The following is a 17,714-nucleotide window of genomic DNA, read 5'->3' as shown; positions in this document are numbered from 1 at the left end:
AGGGAGCGTGGCGAATGAATCGAAGGTCATCCATATTCACTCTTATTATCATTGGGATTATCTTGATATATTTTTTTATTGACCCTTTTTCAAATAAATTGTCAGATCCTGAAAAGATCACAATTTATTATGAGAAAGAAAAATATGATCTCCCCTCCGACAATCCAATTGTTCCAGATTTGGTCAGCTTAGTTGAAGAAGCACTAGATGATGTAAAAGGAACCTATAAAGGGATACGAGAAACTCCTGCTCAATATACAGATTCGGTTCAGACAATGGTTTTTAAAGTCAACCCAGGTACAATAGTGAGGGTGAGTCCAAGTGATACAGGTTCAGCAAAGTTACAACCTGAACTTGTTGTACTACCACTACAAGGTGCTGACTATGAGCAAAGCCAAGTAATAACAGTTGGAGATGAAAATGGACTAAGAATGTATAGGACATCGAGAGCAACTTTGGAGGAAATAAAAGAATTGATAGACGGTTATCTGAGTGAGCAAGGCGTACATGTGAAAAATGGGAAATAGAAACAAAGTCTTGAAAATCGTTAGGGGATAACCAGACGCAGGTTTGAATCCTCTCCTCTCGGATAAACGAACGATTTTACTGGAGCATGAAGAATGCATGATTGAAAAGGGAATCATGGGGGGATGTTTCGCATATAACATCGGTTTGGATGAGCGCACTTTATTACAAATAGAGGGAAGCCAACAGGCTTCCCTCTATTTTTGCAGTTGTTTCGCCCAGTCTTCAACATTCCAGACGGTGGTGACCCAATCTTTATAAAACTCAGGTTCATGGCAGACGAGCAGGACGGTGCCGCGATAGTTCTTCAGGGTGAGTGCAAGTTCCTCTTTGGCTGCGACGTCCAAGTGGTTGGTCGGCTCGTCAAACAGAATCCAGTTGGAAGCGGTGAGCATCAGCTTGCAAAGGCGAACTTTCGCATGCTCACCGCCGGAGAGCGCAGTCAGCTTGGACGTGATGTGTTCGTTGCCCAGCCCGCAGCGAGCGAGGTTGGCGCGCACATCCTGATTTTGCATGTGCGGGAACGAGTCCCACACGTCCTCCAGCGCCGTCACGCCGGAGCGCGGCTGTACCTCTTGCTCAAAGTAGACCGGCTCCAGATAGTCGCCGCGCTCGATGCTGCCGCTCAGCGGAGGGATCAGGCCGAGGATCGTCTTCATCAACGTCGATTTCCCCATCCCGTTCATGCCGGTGATCGCCACTTTCTCACCGCGCTGAAGCGTAAAGGAGAGCGGCGGCAACAGCGGGTGGTTGTAGCCGATCTGCAGGTCTTTCGCTTCAAAGACCAGCTTGGAAGACAGGCGCGTCTCCTGAAAGCGGAAGCTGGGGCGCGGATAGGTGACCGGCTTTTCGAGGCGGTCGATCTTGTCGAGCATCTTCTGGCGGGACTTGGCGCGACCGGAGGTGGAGGCGCGCGCCTTGTTCTTGGCGATAAACATCTCCATCCGCTTAATCTCTTCCTGCTGACGCTCGAACGCATCTTCCTGTTGGGCGCGCTTGGCGAGGTAGACTTCGACAAATTTCTCATAGTTGCCCGCATAGCGGGAGAGCTTGCCGCCTTCGAGGTGGTACACCACGTTGACCACATCGTTCATAAACTCCACGTCATGGGAGATCAGGATAAAGGCGTACGGATAGTCTTGCAGATAGTGGGTCAGCCATTCGATATGCTCGACGTCCAGATAGTTGGTCGGCTCGTCGAGGAGCAGAACGTTCGGCTTCTCAAGCAGAAGCTTGGCGAGCAGCACTTTGGTGCGCTGACCGCCAGAGAGATCCTGTACTTCTCGCTCCAGCCCGACAGCAGTCAGGCCAAGCCCTTTGGCGATCTCCTCGACCTTCGCATCGATCATATAGAAGCCGCTGTTCTCCAAGCGGTCTTGAATCTCACCCATGTCTTCGAGCAGTTTTTCCAGCGTGTCCGGATCGGCATCTGCCATCTGTTCGGCGATGGTGCCGATCTCCGCCTCCATATCAAAGAGCGGCTTGAATGCATCGCTCAGCGTTTCGCGGATCGTCTTGCCAGGAACGAGCTCCGCATGCTGGTCGAGGTAGCCGATGGTAGCGCGATTCGACCATTCGAGCTTGCCATGATCTGCTTGCAACTTGCTGGTCAAAATGCTCATCAGCGTGGTCTTGCCGGTACCGTTCGCACCGACGAGCCCGACGTGCTCACCGTTTAACAGGCGAAAGGAAACGCCGGAGAACAGGTGGCGTGCACCGAAGCCGTGACCGATATTTTCAACGTTTAAAATACTCATGATCGCTTTCCTCCGAAATCATCTAATAAAGGATATCTAATAAAATATCATACCATCTCTGACCTGTTTCTTGTTGAGAAATCACTGGAGAGTTGGCACACTTTTTGGCAGCGAGTCAACGAACTTCGTGCGGGCAGAATCAAAAAAGGGAGGAAGTGGAGATCACAGCCGAGATTGGGGTACGTCCTCGGCGGTGGTAGGCAGGAGATCTGCGAAAGGATAGGAGGCATGTGATTGGCAGGAAGCAGGGAGTTCACGAGGGGACGGGAAGACTTTTGGTGGGGATTATCGGGAGAGCGGCGACAGCGATACGACCGACCAAAAGCATCGGTGCGAAGGGAGCGACTCCCAATGGGACGAGAAAGCGGCCGCCGGAACGTCTTCTGAGGGGCCGCTTTCTGCAGCGTCGATTGTGGAGAGAAGGGAGGGAGATCGCAGATCGCTAGCTGAGTCCACTGCGAATCTCAGCAGTGCTCTTGGCGGTGGGCACGAGCACCAGCAGCAAGTACACGCCTCCGAGCGCGATGATGGCACCGATGCTGAAGAGGATGGAATGCACCGAATAGGAGAGCAACAGGGCGGTGACCAACGAGATCCCCATCGGTTGGCCGCCTCGTGAGACGGTGTTGATCAGCCCGAATATTTTACCGAGGTCGCTTTTTCCCACATGGGTCATGACCAAGGTGGAGAAACTGACACTCGTGACAGAAAAGCAGATGCCGACCATCAGGAAGGCGCACATGCTCACCCAAAGGGTATCAAAGAGAGCCATCAAGGCAAAAAGCGAGCCGAAGATGACGGTCATTCCCGAGTATAGTTTGGCGACTCCGATCTGTTTCATGAAGGAGAGATTCATCGACAAGCCGCCGACCAGCGCGCCAACCATGATCAGGGTATTCAACAGTCCATACCCTGTCGCGCCTACATCAAGCACATCGTACGACCAGATCGTGACCAGCATTTCTAGTGAGGCTGAGACCGTGTTTAAGATGAATCCCATCATCAGCAGATTGAGCAGAAGCCGACTGCGAAACGTGAATCGAAGACCTGATGCGAACTCTTGAAAAAAACCAATTCGCACTTGTTTATCGATCGAGGCGATCGCTTTAGGCAAGCCTACCAAAAGAAGACCAGAAAGCGCAAAGGATACGCCATTCAGCAGGATTAACATGCTGCTGCCGAGCAACGTGATCAGAACGCCGCCAAGCGAATATCCGATCAGCGATGTGAGGGTGTCGGTGGTGGAGAAAAAGGAGTTCGCTTTGATCAATTCTTCTTTTTTGACAAGAGAAGGGAGCATGGAGGCGGACGAAAGAGCAAAAAACTGCCCGATGATTTCGATCAGCACCACCCCAACCACGAGGAACCAAAAATATCCTCCTTGCCATTGGTTGAGAAACAGCATGACACAAAGCAAGAAGCGAAGTAAATCGCTGACGATCATCACCGTTTTTTTCGGAAGTCGATCCACATAGACGCCGACGAGAGCGCTGACGAGAGGAGCGATCACCAAGGCGACAGAGACAATCCCCAACCTTTGGGAAGAGCCGTCCTCTCCGGTCAACGAGAGCCAGAGGATGGCGGGGATAAACATTTTGTCCCCCAACTGCGAAATAAACCGGCTGATCAGAAGGAGGAAGTAATCTTGGCTGATCATGACTCGCTTCCAACTTGCTTTCATTCAAGAAACCTCCTCAATAAGGATAGAAAGAAAGCCCCCCTTGGGGGGCTTTGGGCTAGCAACCGCCGCCGCAGGAGTGGTTTTTATAGGCGTCACGAGAAACTTTTTTAGCCATCCAAATCATTCGAGTCACCTCCCTTCAAGTGCGGATGGAAGATAGCTGAGCGTTGTTGGCTCTTCGTTTTTGCCGGGAAACCTTTTGTGCTGCTCCCACAGCACTCTGAGCACTTCTTTGATCCCTGTCTTCTCATGCGGGCAAGGGCGCTTGCCCGATTCGATTCGCACGAGCGGACAAGCCATCCCGTGGCAAGAAGGGCGGAAGAAGCAACGCTGGCAGATCGAATCCTCGTCCGCTCCTCCACCCATCACCCAAAGTGCCAATTTATCGTAGTCCAACTCCAGATATCCATCAGCGTACAATCGGCCAACTCGGTTGAAGTCGCTATCAAAGGCGACGGTGCATTTGTACACCATGCCATCCGATCCGATCACAAATGAATATGGTTTTGCGGCATAACAAACTGCGCCGAACGGTTGGAGAAACTCGTTGAGGGTAACGACGGGGAGACCGTGTTCGATCGCCTTTTTGTCCGCCTCGAACATCGTTTTTCGCGCATCGCGCTCTGTGCAGACGGTGAGATGGTCGTCGTTCGAACCGCCCCACTTCCCAACAGGTCGAAAGTAGACATGAAACCTCGGGTCACCAGCGAACTCCTGACTCAAGGCAGCGAGGAATTGATCGATGTCGGTAGTGGGGTGAAAATTATTTCGAATGTTGATCTTGAAGGGGAGGCTCGTTTGTTTGAGCGCCCGAAGGTTTGTGAAAATCGTATCGAACGTACCCGCACCGCCGCGCAATATTCGGGTCGAGTCATGGTCTTTTTGCAAACCGTCGAGCGTGATGTTGAACGTTCGAATTCCCCGAGAAACGAGCTGCTCGCAGAGCTCTGCGGTCAGGTGATAGCCATTGGTGGTCACAATGCTCTGATATTCGATGTTGAACTTCTCGATCTGCGGCAAAAAGGAGTCGGTGATTTCGAGCAAGATGTCTGGCTCAGATAGCGGCTCTCCGCCAAACCAGCTGATCGCCAATTTCGTGAGCTTTTGTATTCGCGACTGGATTAAATTCTTTACACCCTCCACAATTTCATCGTGCATCCGTCCGCGCGGGAACGTCTCATAACAGTATGTGCAGCGGAAGTTGCACTCCTCGGATGGCATGAGTATGAGATGCAGATAGTCTGGGCGATTGAGGTCGGTGCGTTGAAAGCTGACCCGTTGGAACTCATCCGTCCCTTTTTTGACCAAGATTCCACCGGCAGCCAGATCAGCAGCAAAGCCGGTTGCCGGACCTTCGATCCCCTGTTTGAGCAAGGTGAGGGCCTCGTCCGTATTTTCAATCGGTACTCCCCCCATATTGCCAGTAAAGCTGTTGTAGAGGATCAGGGTTCCATCATCGGATCGACTTTGCGCATTAAATCGAGAAGGCACCCAGGCTTCCTTCTCCATCTCTTGCAAGGGAATAAATGTAGAGGGATTTGAGCGTAGCGGCACAATAGTCACCTCGCAAATGGTTTTATGCAACAGCAAAGTTATAATACAAAAAATAAGTAACTTTGTAAACGTTTTTATAACAAACATTGTTTTGTTCATGTAGGTTAATTCGCTTCATTCTTTCTCCCATGTTCAGATGAACCAAAAAGCATCATGCCCAGACAGAATCACTCCGTGCAAAGCTCTGAGCGGCGAGAAAGCATAGACAGATCACAACGGCTCATTTTCAATCAATCTGTTATCGGGAACGGTCAGGCGCGGGAGGAGCACCTGATACTCGCTGTTGAGAAACTGCGGGGGAGTCGGTACACTCTTCTGTGTACACAACATAAAACAACCCCTTCTGCACACAGCAGAAGGGGTCGAGTTTAGCGGACATAGAAATGAACGGCGGAGCTGACGGCAAAGCCGACGCTTTGATAGAGCGCGAGGGCGCGCTCATTTTCGATGACGACATCGAGCCGGATCGTGGTGCGCCCTTCGCCTTTCAAGGACTGCACCGTGTCGGCTAAGATCTGCCGACCGAAGCCGCGCCCTTGAAAGGCTGGCAGCACGGAGAAGCCGTGGATGTCAGCGACCTCCCGCTCGTCGCGGAGCACGCGAATCATGGCGATCGGCTCGCCTCCAAGCTCGGCGATGTAGGCGGTGCGGTTCGGCTCATTGGTGCGCGTGAGCAGATCGCGCGTCCACTCTTCCGTATCGCCAAACGCCTGCGCAGAGCAGGTGACCATGAACTGGAAATCCGCCTCTGCCGCGGGGCGCAGTCGAAGCGCGGCGTCGCGCGTCACGGGCGGAGCGAATGTTCCGAGCGTCATCGTGTACTCCGCGTTGCGGTAGACAGCGCCGAGGTGCTGGGCGAAATCGCGCCCAGAGCTGGAGCGGTCATCGATCAGGTAGACGAGCGTGTCGATGCCGCGCGGTCGCATCTCCGCTTCTGCCGCTTGCAACAGGGAGCGGAACACTCCTCGGCGACGAAAATCGGGATGCACCATGCCGTTGATCTCCGCCTCCTTGTCATCGAACGACAGCCAGCAGAGATAGCCGATCAACCGCCCGTGGTCATAACAGAGGAAATCGTGCGCTTTATCACCTGGGCGGCTGCTCAGATATTCGGTGCCGATGCGCAAGGTGATCTGGTCGCGCTCGTCACAAAGCTGTTCCAAAGCGGCTACGTCGGCGATCTCCTGTTCGGAAAAAGCGGTTTTGGTGAGAATGTGAAAGGTTGTCATGTGCGAATCTCCTTTGTCGATAAGTGGATGGACAACGCTCCCCTCGACCGCAGAAATAAAAAAGCCGCAGGTCTGTCACCCGCGGCAGAAAGTTCTCACCGGTATCGAGGGGGCAACGAATGAAAAAGGCAAAATTGTCGTTTTCATGTACCCTCACCTCCAAAATGGAATGTTTTGCAATTTAACTATAGCCCGATGGGGCGTTTCTTGTCAATGAAAGGGTGAACGAGATGATGGTAACTCTGCCGATCGATACGGTGCTGCCAGCGCTCAGCGAGTCGCTGCGCACGCGTCAGAACGCGGTGCTGGTCGCAGCGCCAGGTGCGGGAAAGACGACGCGCGTGCCGCTCGCCCTGCTCGATGAACCGTGGCTGCTGGGAAAAAAGATCGTGATGCTGGAGCCGCGACGGTTGGCGGCGCGGTCGGCAGCCGCGTATATGGCGCGACAGCTTGGCGAGTCGGTGGGGGAGACGGTCGGCTACCGGGTGCGGATGGATGCGCGAGTCGGCCCGAAGACGCGGATCGAAGTGATCACAGAGGGCGTGCTCACGCGCATGCTTCAGGACGATCCAGCGCTTGAGGAAGTGGGGATCGTGATCTTTGACGAGTTTCATGAGCGCAACCTGCATGGGGATCTAGGGTTGGCGCTCTGCTTGCAATCGCAGGGGCTGCTGCGGGAAGAGCTGCGCATCTTGGTCATGTCGGCCACCCTGGAGGCGGGAGCGGTCGCCAAGCTGTTGGGCGAGGCGCCGATCCTGATCAGCGAGGGGCGCTCGTTCCCGGTCGAGACGCGCTATCTGAGCAGAAGGGCGGAAGGGCGCATCGAGCAGTTGGTCGCGCGAACGATCAAAGCGGCGTTGGCGCAGGAGGAAGGCGATCTGCTCGTCTTCTTGCCGGGGACGGGCGAGATCAGGCGGGTGGAAGCATCGCTTCGCGAGATGGGGCTGGGAGCCGGTGTGCGAGTCGCGCCGCTGCATGGCAGCCTGTTGCGGGAGGAGCAAGATGCGGCGATCGCGCCAAGTGCAGCAGGCGAGCGAAAAGTGGTGCTCGCCACCTCGATCGCCGAGACGAGCTTGACGGTGGAAGGGGTGCGGGTGGTCATCGACAGCGGGCTGATGCGCGTGCCGCGCTTTTCGCCGCGCACCGGAATGAGCCATCTGCAGACGATCGCTGTCTCTCGCGCCTCGGCCGATCAGCGGCGGGGACGAGCGGGACGCGTCGCACCTGGCATCTGCTATCGGCTGTGGGCCGAGCAGGAGGACGCGCGGCTGGCGGCGCAGAGCACGCCGGAGATCTACGAGGCGGATCTCGCACCGCTCGCCCTTGAGCTCGCCGTATGGGGCGTGCGCGATCCGGCGGAGCTCGATTGGCTCGATACGCCCCCGCGCGCCGCGTTTGCGCAAGCGCGCGAACTGCTGGTGCAGTTGGGTGCGCTGGAGGCGGATGGCGCGCTGACGGCGCACGGAAAGCGGCTGGCTGCGATCGGCCTGCATCCCCGGCTGGCCCAGATGATGCTTGCAGGGGAGCGGCTGCAGCTGGGCGGCTTGGCCTGCGAGCTGGCCGCTCTGCTCAGCGAGCGAGACGCTTTGAGCGAGCCGAGCGCAGATCTGCGCTTGCGGGTGGAGGCTCTCCGCGCAGGGCAGGTCGACCGCAGGATCATCGCCGAGGCGAATCGCTGGAAGCGAACGCTGTCCCTTGCGCCAGATGTGCGAGAAGAGGTGGACTGCTCTGGCCTGCTGCTCGCCTTTGCCTTTCCAGACCGCATCGCACAGCGCAGAGGGAACGGCAGGTACCTCCTGCGCAACGGGCGAGGCGCCGCCTTCGCACAGGAGCAGCCGCTCGCGTTCCATTCTTATCTGGTGGCGGCAGAGCTGGATGACAGAGGAACGGACAGCCGCATCTTTTTAGCCGCCCCGGTCGAGGAAGGGCAGATCATCGAGCATTTTGGCGAGCAGATCGAGGTGGAGCGGCTGGTCGAGTGGGATCGAAGCAGCAAGGCGGTGCGCGCGCGGAAGCGTGAGCGGCTCGGGGCGATGCTGCTGAAGGAAGTGCCGCTCGCCAGCCCCAGCGCTGAGGAAACGCTAGACGCTCTGCTCAGCGGGATCGCCGAAGAGGGGCTGGACTTGTTGCCGTGGACGAAGGCGTCGCGTCAGCTGCAGCAGCGGATCGCTTTTTTACATCATCATCGAGCGGACTGGCCCGACGTGTCGCACAAAGCGCTGATCGAGACGCTCCCCGACTGGCTCGCTCCCCATCTGTATGGAATGAAAAGCAGAGAGGAACTGCAGCGGCTGCAGATGGTGACCCTGCTGGAAGCGATGCTTTCTTGGGAACAGCGGCAAGAGCTCGAACGGGCGGCGCCGACCCATCTGACCGTCCCGAGCGGTTCGCGGATTCTGATCGACTATGCGGATGTGGAGGCACCTGTGCTGGCCGTTCGCCTGCAGGAGCTGTTCGGCCTGCGCGAGACGCCGCACATCGCCGGCGGCAAGGTGGCGTTAACCCTGCATCTGCTCTCCCCTGCTCACCGACCGGTGCAGGTGACGCGCGACTTGGCGAGCTTTTGGCAACACGCCTATTTTGAGGTGAAAAAAGATCTGAAGGGGCGCTATCCGAAACATTACTGGCCGGATGATCCGCACAGCGCCCTCCCGACTCATCGCGCCAAGCCGAGGGGGAAGTGAAGGGCGACAGCGCGACCCGGCAGAATCTTCGCTTTGATGAGCTTTTCGAGGAGAATGCTTCCGATCGCTCGGGAAAAGAGTGAGGCGAGCATCAGGAATTGCGAACCGACATGCAAAAAGATCGCCCCGCCAGCCCGCAGTAGTTGCGGGGGTGGGGCGATCTTTTTCTGTCGTCGAGCGGGAAGGCGGCATGCCTTCGCTCGCCACTATCGCAAGGAAGCGAGATACGCCTCCATCTCCGTTGTCGAGGTGAGTCTGCTATTGCAGGTGTGACTGTTCAGGCACAGATGGTTGCCATACGTTTTGTATCCGTCCAGTTGACGCGTTTTCACCTGCGCGGTGACCAACGCCACTTCGTCTCCTTGACCGACAGTATTGCACCACATGCAGATCATCGTGCGGTTTTTTGGCGTGGGCACATACTTGCACTCGGTGCCGACCCATCTGCCATCGATCTGATGAACCAGATAGATCGAGTGAGTCGCGATGTCACGCCAGCCGAGGTAGGTGAGCTTGGTTCGATCCAGCTCCGCCAAGGGAGGCAGCACCAGCTTTTTCACCTTGGGAAACAGCTTACGAATCTCTGCCGCCGTGATCTCCTGGAAGGGGATCACATACGGCTCAAGCCGAGCCATGTACGCTTTCAGCTCATCTCTGTCGCGGACGTTTTTCGCGTCTTCCAGCAGTTGGCGCTGTGCGGGCGTCGCTTCAGGGACCATCGAGAGCAGCGTGTGCTGCACGTTTTGCCTGGATGCTTCCAACACGCGGTAGTCGCCGGCGAAGTAAAACGCTCCGATCAGCGAGTGAAGCTGTTGCCGAATCGCATTGATCTGATGCGGGTGCAAAAAGGGCACCATCGTTGTATCCTGTTTCATGGTCAAAGTACCTCCTGTTTCTGTTCGCTCGTAGTTTGGACACGATCGTAGAAACAGAAGAATTTCGAGGTTATGGAATCCTTCTGTTTCTACCGAAACAGTACAGTGCGTATTGCCATAGGATTAGACCCCCGTTTCATCGTTAGAGTTGGAAAAAGTATATAGCATTCCTGACCGGATGGCAATTTTAATGCGGAGCGATCGGAACGGGCGCAGCATCGCGGTAGGCAAGTGCTGAACTGGACGAGAGCCGGGCGAATGCCGTTTCCAACCGGACAGGAGGTGCGTACAGTAGGGTAGAAGCACGAGGGGGTGAGATCATGTACGGTACTTTTGGCGGCTACACCCGTTGGGCTGTTGTATTCCTGATCATCTTCGTCCTGTTCTTCTTGCTCGTTCCGTATGCAGGTGCAGCTGGCGGCTGCTAAGCAAAATTCATAGACCGCTAAAGGTGACTGTACGAACAGTCGCCTTTTTCTATTTGGGGGCAGGCGAGCAAAAGGTTTGAGAATTTTTCGCATACTTGGCAATGCTTCGTTGCGTTTCTTGTTAAAATGGCTCAAAATTGAGAAGAAGTGCAATGGAGGGAGATGGAGTCGGATGGCATTTTGGAGCAAGAAGCAGGTGGAGGCAGAAGTGAGCGCGACCCTGCAACCAACAGGTGCACAAGCAGCACAGGAGGAGCACGTGGAGGCGCTGAAGCGTGAAATGGTCACGCTGTATGAGCAGATGGGCGAGTTGATCAAGCAGAACGGCGCGGTCAACAACCAGCACGGTACGCTCTCCAGCCTGGCCAGCAAGTTTAAGGCGAGCGTTGAGAACATGGAGCGCATCGCAGCAGAGTCGAACCAGACGTCCGATCATCTCTATGAGCGCGGTCAACGGCTGACCCACATCTCAAAAGCATCGTCCGAACTTTCCAAGCAAGGCAAGCGATCCCTCGACGAGATCGTCGAGGTGATCACAGATGTTCAGGGGGAGTCGGATCGCACCCAGACGGTGATGAGCCGACTGGAGAAGCGCTCTGCCGAAGTGTCTGGCATCGTCGGCGTGATCGGAGAGATCGCTTCGCAGACCAACCTGCTCGCTTTAAATGCTGCGATCGAAGCGGCGCGGGCGGGAGAACAGGGGCGCGGCTTTGCGATCGTAGCGGACGAGGTGCGCAAGCTGGCAGAGATGACCGGCAACTCCACCAAGCACATCGCCGAGTTGGTCAACTCGATCTTGCAGGACACGAAAGAAGCGCTGTCTGGCAGCAACTCGAACCAGGAGTCGATCAAACGCGGTCTGCACGTGTGCAAAGACGCTTCCGAAAAGATGGACGAGCTGTTTGCCGCCTTTGACGAAGTGACGCACGAGGTGGACGAGGTGATGACGATCATCCAGAGCCAGAAGAAGCTTTCCGGCACGCTGACCAAAGAGCTGGCCACTTCGAATGAACTGTTGAGCAAAATGCATAACGATCTGATCGATCATGTAAAAGCAGCCCAGGTTGTCGATCGGCAACTGGAGCGCTCCTATGAGAGCTTGCGCGCGGCGGCTGCCAATCGGAAGAGATAAATCGGGTGAAATAGGCAATCTTACAATCGAATGTACGATCGGAGTTAGAGACCCTCAAGCCAGCAGCGCGACGAGGGTCTCCGTTTTTTCCGCGGCGCAAACAAAAAGAGCAGCCGAACGGGCTACTCTTTTCATCAGACACCTCGCGACTTGAAGACCATAAAGCGGACAAAATGGCCGACCGAATAGGTGGCGGTCACGAGGAAGAGGAGAAAGCCGATCACGGCGAATAGAATCGTGAACCCGGTGGAGAGAAAGTGGGTGATGTACAGGATGATCGAAAGCACGATCACGATCGAGATCGCTTTGATCAACTGTCTGCCCGCGTAGTGCAGCTCTTCTTGCCACTTGGAAGCAAAAACGGGTGGCTGCTTCGTTTTCGGGGCGCCTTGCGTTGCTTCTTGTGCCATAGATTCTTCACTCCCGATACTTGGTCATGCTATTGTTATTGTACCAAAAACGGATCGCGAAAGGGGAAGGCAAAATGAGCAAAAGCATGACAGATTGTGCAATTCTACACAACGGTGTCAAAATGCCCTGGCTGGGGCTCGGCGTGTTTAAAACGCCGGAAGGACGGGAGGTGGAGCGCTCAGTTCACTATGCGCTGGAAGCTGGCTATCGGCACATCGACACGGCGGCGATCTATCGCAATGAGACGGGTGTCGGCAATGCGGTGAAAGATGCGGGGATCGCCCGGGAGGAGCTGTTCCTGACGACCAAGGTGTGGAATACGGAGCAGGGTTATGAGTCGACGCTCGCCGCTTTTGAGCAGAGCCGCAAGCAGCTCTGCGTGGACTATCTGGATCTGTATCTGATCCATTGGGCGGTGCTCGATCGCTTCCAAGAGACGTGGCGGGCGCTGGAGAAGCTCTATCGGGACGGATGGGTGCGCGCGATCGGCGTGTCCAACTTCCAAGTTCACCACCTGCGCGATCTGCTCGCGCGCTGTGAGATCAAACCGATGGTCAATCAATGCGAGTTTCATCCTTATCTGACCCAGGGGGAACTGCGGAAGTTTTGCGGAGAGCAGGGGATTCAGTTCGAAGCGTGGAGCCCGCTGATGCGCGGAGCGGCGGTCGAGGAGCCGACGATCCTCCGAGTGGCAGAGAAGTATGGAAAGACGCCGGCACAGGTGGTGTTGCGCTGGGATCTGCAACACGATGTGGTGACGATTCCGAAATCGGTGCGCGCAGAGCGGGTGCGAGAGAACGCGCAGATCTTCGACTTTGAGCTGTCGGCTGACGACATGGACGCCTTGGATCGTTTGCACAGGGATCAGCGCTTCGGCTCGCATCCTGACCATTTCAGCTTTTAATGCGCACGATTTTTAATGCGCACGATGCACGCGACAGAGCGCAGGGACGGTCGCGTGCATCGTGCCCAAAAGCGGCTGAGCGCTGTGGATCGAAAGTTCGACCCGAACAGGGCTGGCTGCTCAAAGGCTGGTTGCTCAATAGAGGCGCTGAGTGTAAGATTCGTGCAGAGATTTCTTGACTTCCGCCTCTCCGATGTCGGGAAGCTTAACATGATCGGCGATGATGCGCGCGGGCGAGGGCAGGGTGGATGGTGCAGGCCATGCGTCCGGCTGCCAAAGCTTCGATCGCTTGAACGCTTTGGCGCAGTGCATGAAGCACTCTTCCACTTCCACCCCGATGGCGAGCAGCGGAACCTTCTCATGTGCGGCCATCTGCTCCAACAGCTCCTGATCGCGCACGATGCAGGCGCGACCATTGATTCGCAGCGTCTCTTCGAGACCTGGGATCAGAAAGAGCATCCCGACCTGCGGGTTGGCCAGCAGGTTGAGCAGCGTATCGGCGCGGCGATTGCCGGGGCGCTCTGGGATCAGCAGGCGCTTTTCGTCGAGCACTTTGACAAACCCGGGCTGATCCCCGCGCGGCGAAACGTCACAAGCTCCCGTCTCATCCGCTGTGGAGAGCAGGAGCAAGGGCGACATGGCGAGGAAGTCGCGGCAGTGTTGATCGAGATGGTCGATCGTTTTGTTCTGGACAAGCAGGCCAGGATGTCCGATCAGGTCGCGAAGCTCTTGCTCATCTGCGATGATGTTTGGAAAGTTCATGGCGATCACTCCTTTTCTTCTCATCCTCCAAAAAAACATCACTTAAAAACACTCCGAACGGGGTGTTTACTTATTTTAGCACATCGGAGATACATGCGTCGGGAGCGGAGGTGGAGCCGCCGACCGAAACCGGGGCGGAGTCCAGCTCGACAGGAGCGTCTCGGCTTGGGAAATAGTCGTTTTTGCCGAGCGCAACCGCCGTCCACCGGTCGCCTTTCGTCAGCAGGCTCGATTGGTCGTGGGCGGGTATGTGTTGCCGAGCGGAAAAGGCGGGGTGTCATCTTTTTGATACCTATTGGCGAGCGAGTTTCGTTACAATAAGGGGGAAGGAGGTTCGGTGCGGATGAAAAAATATTGGCTGGCAGCCTGTCTCGGCTTCTTTTTGACAGGCTGTTCCTTCTGGGGAGCGCCAGGGGAAATGTTGCGAGCACCGCTCGCCGAGGCGGGCGACCCGCAAGCGGCAAAGGCGGTCGAAGCGTTTTTGCCAGAAGGGGCGGTGTTGACCGTTCCCTCGAAGCCTGCGGGGCAGGCGGCCATTCAGATGGCCGACTTGGACGGCGATGGGCAAGAGGAGTTGTTCGCCCTGTTTAAAAATGAGCGACAGGCGCCAGAAGCGGGCGTGCTCGTGCTCGGCAAGCAGGGCGGAAAGTGGGTGCAGCGGGGCAGCGTGCAGGAGGTGGCAGGCGGCATCGACTATCTGGAAGCGGTGGAGCTGGATGGAAAGCCGGGGAAAGAGCTGATCGTCGGCTTTCGCGGCGGAGCGCTCCTGCAGAAAAAGGTCGGCGTGTTTGCGCTCGGAGCGGAAGGGATGAAGGAGCTCGGCAAACAGAGCTATACGGAGATTGCGGTCGGCGATCTGAACGGAGACGGGCAAGCGGAGATCGTGCTGCTGCATCATGACCGGGACAAGCTGTTGGCGAAGACGGAGCTCTGGCAGGCGAAGGAGGGAAGCCTGCGCTTGTCGAGCACGCAAAACTTTTACGATGGGATCAACGGTTTTACAGAGGTGCAGATCGGCAAGGTTGCGGCAGATCGAGTTGGCGTCGTCGTCCAGGTGGGCATCGGAGCGCACTCTGCATTCACCTCACTTCTTGTCTGGGATGGGAGCAAACTGATCGATGTGTTCGCCAGAGAAGGGGAGGGGGGCACGCCAGATATCACCTTTAGCCCCTACTCGACGCAGAACGACGATTTTGATCACGACGGGATCTTGGAGATCGGCAAGCTCGTGATGCCGAAAGGATCGGAGGGCGAATCGATGGCGGGCACGCCCTGGCTGCAGGAATGGGGCCGCTGGGATGGCGGACACGGGCTGATCCCGGTCTATCGCAACTATTACGATTACGATGCCGAATTTCGGTTTGACCCCCCGAAGGAGTGGGGCATGGACTATTCGGTGCGCAAAGAATACCTCGCGACGAGCCGCTCGATCACGTTTGAGCGAGCGGGGATCGAGGTGAAGATCTGGGTGCGCCCGATCGGAGAGGCAGCGAGAGCCAACGAGCTGTTCCTCGGCGAAAATGAGCAGTGGCGGATGACGGCAGAATTGAACGGCGGTATGCCAGAAGCGGAGATCCGGGCATGTTATCACCAGTTGAACCGATGAAGGTAGCGGAGGTGTGAGGCGTGAAAGTCTTGGTGTTGGAAGATGAGGAGTCGATTCGCGGCTTCGTGCGGATCAACCTGCAGCGCAACGGGTTTACGGTGATCGAGGCGGAGACGGGCGAAGAGGCGCTGCTTGCGGTGGAGCGCGAGGCGGATCTGCACCTGGCGATCCTCGATGTGATGCTGCCGACGATCAGCGGGATCGAAGTGTGCCAGATGCTGCGGGAAAAGTACCCGCTGATGGGCATTCTCCTTTTGACCGCCAAAGGGCAGGAGCTGGACAAGGTGGAAGGGCTGAACGCCGGGGCGGACGACTATGTGGTCAAGCCGTTTTCACCGCTCGAACTGGTGGCGCGCCTGCAGGCGTTGATGCGCCGGATGGGGACGGAAGCGAAAGCGAGAGCGCAGGTGCAATCGCCGGAGCAGAGCGGTCATCTGATCATCAGCGGGCCGTTCGTGCTGCAGGTCGATGAGCGCCGTTTTTTGCAGGAGGGGCGAGAGGTGATGCTCACGCCGAAAGAGTTTGAGATCGTCCAGCTCTTTTTAGAAAATCAAAATCACGCGCTGAGCCGCGACGAGATTCTCGACGCGGTCTGGGGGCGCTATTTTACTGGGGACCCGAAGGTGGTCGATGTGAACATCAGACGGATCAGGCAGAAGCTCGGCGGCGATGAGGCACAGATTTTGGAGACGATCTGGGGGTACGGATACAGGTGGAAGCAAAGGGGTTGAGAGCTGGCGGGATCAGGCGCAAGATCCTCTGGAGCTTCGGCATGGTGATCGTGCTGCTGGTCGTCGTGTTTGAGACGGTGTTTCTGGTGACTGTCGATCAATACTTTGAGGGCGGCGCTGTCGCCGAGCTGCAGCGTCGGGCGACGGTGAAAGCGGCGGTGGTCAACCAGTACATGAAGGATCAAAACCTAGCGGAAAAGTCGCGCTACATCTTGGAAACGTCGGAGCGCGGCGAGCCGGTCAAAGTGGAGATCCTCAACTTGGAAGGTCGAGTTTTGCTCGACTCGTATGGGCTGGTCGAATCGAACTGGGTGCAGACGGAGGATGTCGCCGCAGCGCGCAGCGGGCAGGTCGGCGTGTGGACCGGGCAGAACGAGGCGACCGGCGAGGAGATCGCGGCGGTGTCCCTGCCGCTGATGCGGGGGGAGCGGATGAGCGGCGTGCTGCGTTACACCAGCTCGCTGGAAGGGGTGAAGAGCACCGTTCACGAGATCACCATCGCGGCGCTTTTGGTCGGGGCGATGGCGGTCGCGGTCGCGCTCTCGACCAGCTTGTGGCTGGCCAAGCGCATCGCCGGGCCGGTCGTCGAAGTGACGGCAGCTGCGCGGAAGATGGCGGAGGGCGATTTTTCTGCGCGGGCGAAAAAGCGCGATGATGACGAGGTCGGGCAGTTGGCCGAGACGCTAAACGCGATGGCCGAAGAGGTGGTGAAGGGGCAGAACCTGAAAAACGAGTTTATCTCCTCGATCTCCCATGAGATCCGCACGCCGCTCACGTCGATCAAAGGGTGGAGCGAAACGCTCGTCTCCGGCGGCTTGGAAGACCGCGAAGAGACGGAGATGGGCCTGCAGGTGATCGTCAAGGAGACCAATCGGCTGATCGTGCTGGTGGAAGACCTGCTCGACGTGTCGAAAATTCAGGCGGGGCGGCTGAGGATGGAGATGTGTCGCGTCGAGGTGCAGCCGCTGATGGAGGAGATCTGGAAGCAGTTTCGCCAGCGCGCGGAGAGCCGCGGCGTTCAGCTTGAACTGTCGCTCACCGAGGAGCCGCTGTTGGTGCTCGGCGATACCAACCGGCTGAAGCAGGTGCTGGTCAATCTGCTCGACAATGCGTTCAAATTTACGCCAGAAGGCGGTCTGGTCGAGCTGCGCGCCGAGCGGTCAGGGCGGGAGGCGGTGCTCGCTGTCGCCGACAGCGGAGAGGGCATCGCGCCAGAGGAGTTGCCGCTGATCACCGAAAAGTTTCACAAGGGCAGCGGCAAGCAGGGCGGCAGCGGCCTCGGGCTGTCGATCTCCAAGGAGATCGCCGAACTGCATGGCGGTCGCCTGGAAGTGCAGAGCGAGCCGGGACAGGGGGCGACCGTCTTGGTCTACGTGCCGCTGGTCTGACCTGCTGGGCGATGGGGAAGGCTCGCTGCGCTGGATCGGGCGCGACG

14 protein-coding genes are annotated in these 17,714 nt (G+C 57.0%); 7 read left to right on the top strand and 7 right to left on the bottom strand.

Annotated elements, in window-relative coordinates:
* Positions 1 to 14 precede the first annotated feature (14 nt).
* Entirely contained in the window at positions 15 to 527 is a 513-nt protein-coding gene (locus ACFSOY_RS10325) for a hypothetical protein (RefSeq protein WP_386046310.1), read from the top strand.
* A gap of 195 nt (positions 528 to 722) precedes the next feature.
* Here ACFSOY_RS10325 and ACFSOY_RS10320 read toward each other — a convergent pair whose 3' ends face one another.
* From ACFSOY_RS10320 to ACFSOY_RS10305, 4 genes are all read right to left on the bottom strand, one after another.
* Positions 723 to 2,282 (bottom strand): ABC-F family ATP-binding cassette domain-containing protein, encoded by a 1,560-nt coding sequence (locus ACFSOY_RS10320; RefSeq protein ID WP_386046308.1) that lies wholly within the window; start codon positions 2,280 to 2,282, stop codon positions 723 to 725.
* 442 nt (positions 2,283 to 2,724) lie between these two features.
* The gene (locus ACFSOY_RS10315; protein ID WP_386046306.1) at positions 2,725 to 3,963 is read right to left on the bottom strand and encodes an MFS transporter; all 1,239 of its coding nucleotides are present in this window, start codon (positions 3,961 to 3,963) and stop codon (positions 2,725 to 2,727) included.
* A 129-nt stretch (positions 3,964 to 4,092) separates the two neighbouring features.
* Positions 4,093 to 5,616 carry a radical SAM protein gene (locus ACFSOY_RS10310; protein WP_386046304.1) on the bottom strand — a complete coding sequence of 508 codons (1,524 nt, stop codon included), beginning with the start codon at positions 5,614 to 5,616 and terminating at the stop codon, positions 4,093 to 4,095.
* A gap of 269 nt (positions 5,617 to 5,885) precedes the next feature.
* Positions 5,886 to 6,746 carry a GNAT family N-acetyltransferase gene (locus ACFSOY_RS10305; RefSeq protein ID WP_386046302.1) on the bottom strand — a complete coding sequence of 287 codons (861 nt, stop codon included), beginning with the start codon at positions 6,744 to 6,746 and terminating at the stop codon, positions 5,886 to 5,888.
* 233 nt (positions 6,747 to 6,979) lie between these two features.
* Between ACFSOY_RS10305 and hrpB the strand changes: the two genes are divergently transcribed.
* A complete protein-coding gene (gene hrpB / locus ACFSOY_RS10300) occupies positions 6,980 to 9,430 on the top strand; it encodes an ATP-dependent helicase HrpB (protein ID WP_386046807.1) in 2,451 nt (816 codons plus the stop codon).
* A 206-nt stretch (positions 9,431 to 9,636) separates the two neighbouring features.
* Here the strand turns inward: hrpB and ACFSOY_RS10295 are convergent, their stop codons facing one another.
* Positions 9,637 to 10,305: a FusB/FusC family EF-G-binding protein gene (locus ACFSOY_RS10295; protein WP_386046300.1), complete on the bottom strand. Its 669-nt coding sequence runs from the start codon at positions 10,303 to 10,305 to the stop codon at positions 9,637 to 9,639.
* Between the two features lie 600 nt (positions 10,306 to 10,905).
* Here ACFSOY_RS10295 and ACFSOY_RS10290 point away from each other — a divergent pair.
* Entirely contained in the window at positions 10,906 to 11,865 is a 960-nt protein-coding gene (locus tag ACFSOY_RS10290; protein WP_386046298.1) for a methyl-accepting chemotaxis protein, read from the top strand.
* A gap of 134 nt (positions 11,866 to 11,999) precedes the next feature.
* Here the strand turns inward: ACFSOY_RS10290 and ACFSOY_RS10285 are convergent, their stop codons facing one another.
* On the bottom strand, positions 12,000 to 12,275 hold the full coding sequence (locus ACFSOY_RS10285) for a hypothetical protein (protein ID WP_386046296.1): 276 nt from the start codon (positions 12,273 to 12,275) through the stop codon (positions 12,000 to 12,002).
* 74 nt (positions 12,276 to 12,349) lie between these two features.
* Here ACFSOY_RS10285 and ACFSOY_RS10280 point away from each other — a divergent pair, with 74 nt between their 5' ends.
* Positions 12,350 to 13,180: an aldo/keto reductase gene (locus ACFSOY_RS10280; protein ID WP_386046294.1), complete on the top strand. Its 831-nt coding sequence runs from the start codon at positions 12,350 to 12,352 to the stop codon at positions 13,178 to 13,180.
* Between the two features lie 135 nt (positions 13,181 to 13,315).
* On the opposite strand, the gene ACFSOY_RS10275 is transcribed toward ACFSOY_RS10280, so the two are convergent.
* Positions 13,316 to 13,942, bottom strand: coding sequence for a pyridoxamine 5'-phosphate oxidase family protein (locus tag ACFSOY_RS10275; protein WP_386046292.1), 627 nt, complete (start codon positions 13,940 to 13,942; stop codon positions 13,316 to 13,318).
* 343 nt (positions 13,943 to 14,285) lie between these two features.
* Here ACFSOY_RS10275 and ACFSOY_RS10270 point away from each other — a divergent pair, with 343 nt between their 5' ends.
* The 3 genes from ACFSOY_RS10270 to ACFSOY_RS10260 are packed head-to-tail and all read left to right on the top strand — an operon-like array spanning position 14,286 to position 17,667.
* Positions 14,286 to 15,548, top strand: a complete 1,263-nt coding sequence (locus tag ACFSOY_RS10270; RefSeq protein WP_386046290.1) for a hypothetical protein — start codon at positions 14,286 to 14,288, stop codon at positions 15,546 to 15,548.
* Positions 15,549 to 15,568: 20 nt separating this feature from the next.
* Complete coding sequence (locus ACFSOY_RS10265; RefSeq protein WP_386046288.1) at positions 15,569 to 16,279, top strand: response regulator transcription factor; 711 nt, start codon at positions 15,569 to 15,571, stop codon at positions 16,277 to 16,279.
* Positions 16,261 to 17,667, top strand: a complete 1,407-nt coding sequence (locus ACFSOY_RS10260; RefSeq protein ID WP_386046287.1) for a sensor histidine kinase — start codon at positions 16,261 to 16,263, stop codon at positions 17,665 to 17,667. The genes ACFSOY_RS10265 and ACFSOY_RS10260 overlap by 19 nt, the downstream gene beginning before the upstream one ends.
* Positions 17,668 to 17,714 lie beyond the last annotated feature (47 nt).

Origin of the sequence: Tumebacillus lipolyticus (assembly GCF_042682745.1) — a bacterium.
Lineage (GTDB): Bacteria > Bacillota > Bacilli > Tumebacillales > Tumebacillaceae > Tumebacillus_A > Tumebacillus_A lipolyticus.
This window is presented reverse-complemented; position numbering and strand designations above follow the sequence as displayed.

Coding starts and splice junctions, on each gene's coding strand:
- ACFSOY_RS10315 (WP_386046306.1), bottom strand. CDS start 3,963: ATGAAAGCAAGTTGGAAGCGAGTCATGATCAGCCAAGATTACTTCCTC.
- ACFSOY_RS10305 (WP_386046302.1), bottom strand. CDS start 6,746: ATGACAACCTTTCACATTCTCACCAAAACCGCTTTTTCCGAACAGGAG.
- ACFSOY_RS10290 (WP_386046298.1), top strand. CDS start 10,906: ATGGCATTTTGGAGCAAGAAGCAGGTGGAGGCAGAAGTGAGCGCGACC.
- ACFSOY_RS10270 (WP_386046290.1), top strand. CDS start 14,286: ATGAAAAAATATTGGCTGGCAGCCTGTCTCGGCTTCTTTTTGACAGGC.
- ACFSOY_RS10285 (WP_386046296.1), bottom strand. CDS start 12,275: ATGGCACAAGAAGCAACGCAAGGCGCCCCGAAAACGAAGCAGCCACCC.
- ACFSOY_RS10320 (WP_386046308.1), bottom strand. CDS start 2,282: ATGAGTATTTTAAACGTTGAAAATATCGGTCACGGCTTCGGTGCACGC.
- ACFSOY_RS10275 (WP_386046292.1), bottom strand. CDS start 13,942: ATGAACTTTCCAAACATCATCGCAGATGAGCAAGAGCTTCGCGACCTG.
- hrpB (WP_386046807.1), top strand. CDS start 6,980: ATGGTAACTCTGCCGATCGATACGGTGCTGCCAGCGCTCAGCGAGTCG.
- ACFSOY_RS10295 (WP_386046300.1), bottom strand. CDS start 10,305: ATGAAACAGGATACAACGATGGTGCCCTTTTTGCACCCGCATCAGATC.
- ACFSOY_RS10280 (WP_386046294.1), top strand. CDS start 12,350: ATGAGCAAAAGCATGACAGATTGTGCAATTCTACACAACGGTGTCAAA.
- ACFSOY_RS10325 (WP_386046310.1), top strand. CDS start 15: ATGAATCGAAGGTCATCCATATTCACTCTTATTATCATTGGGATTATC.
- ACFSOY_RS10310 (WP_386046304.1), bottom strand. CDS start 5,616: ATGAACAAAACAATGTTTGTTATAAAAACGTTTACAAAGTTACTTATT.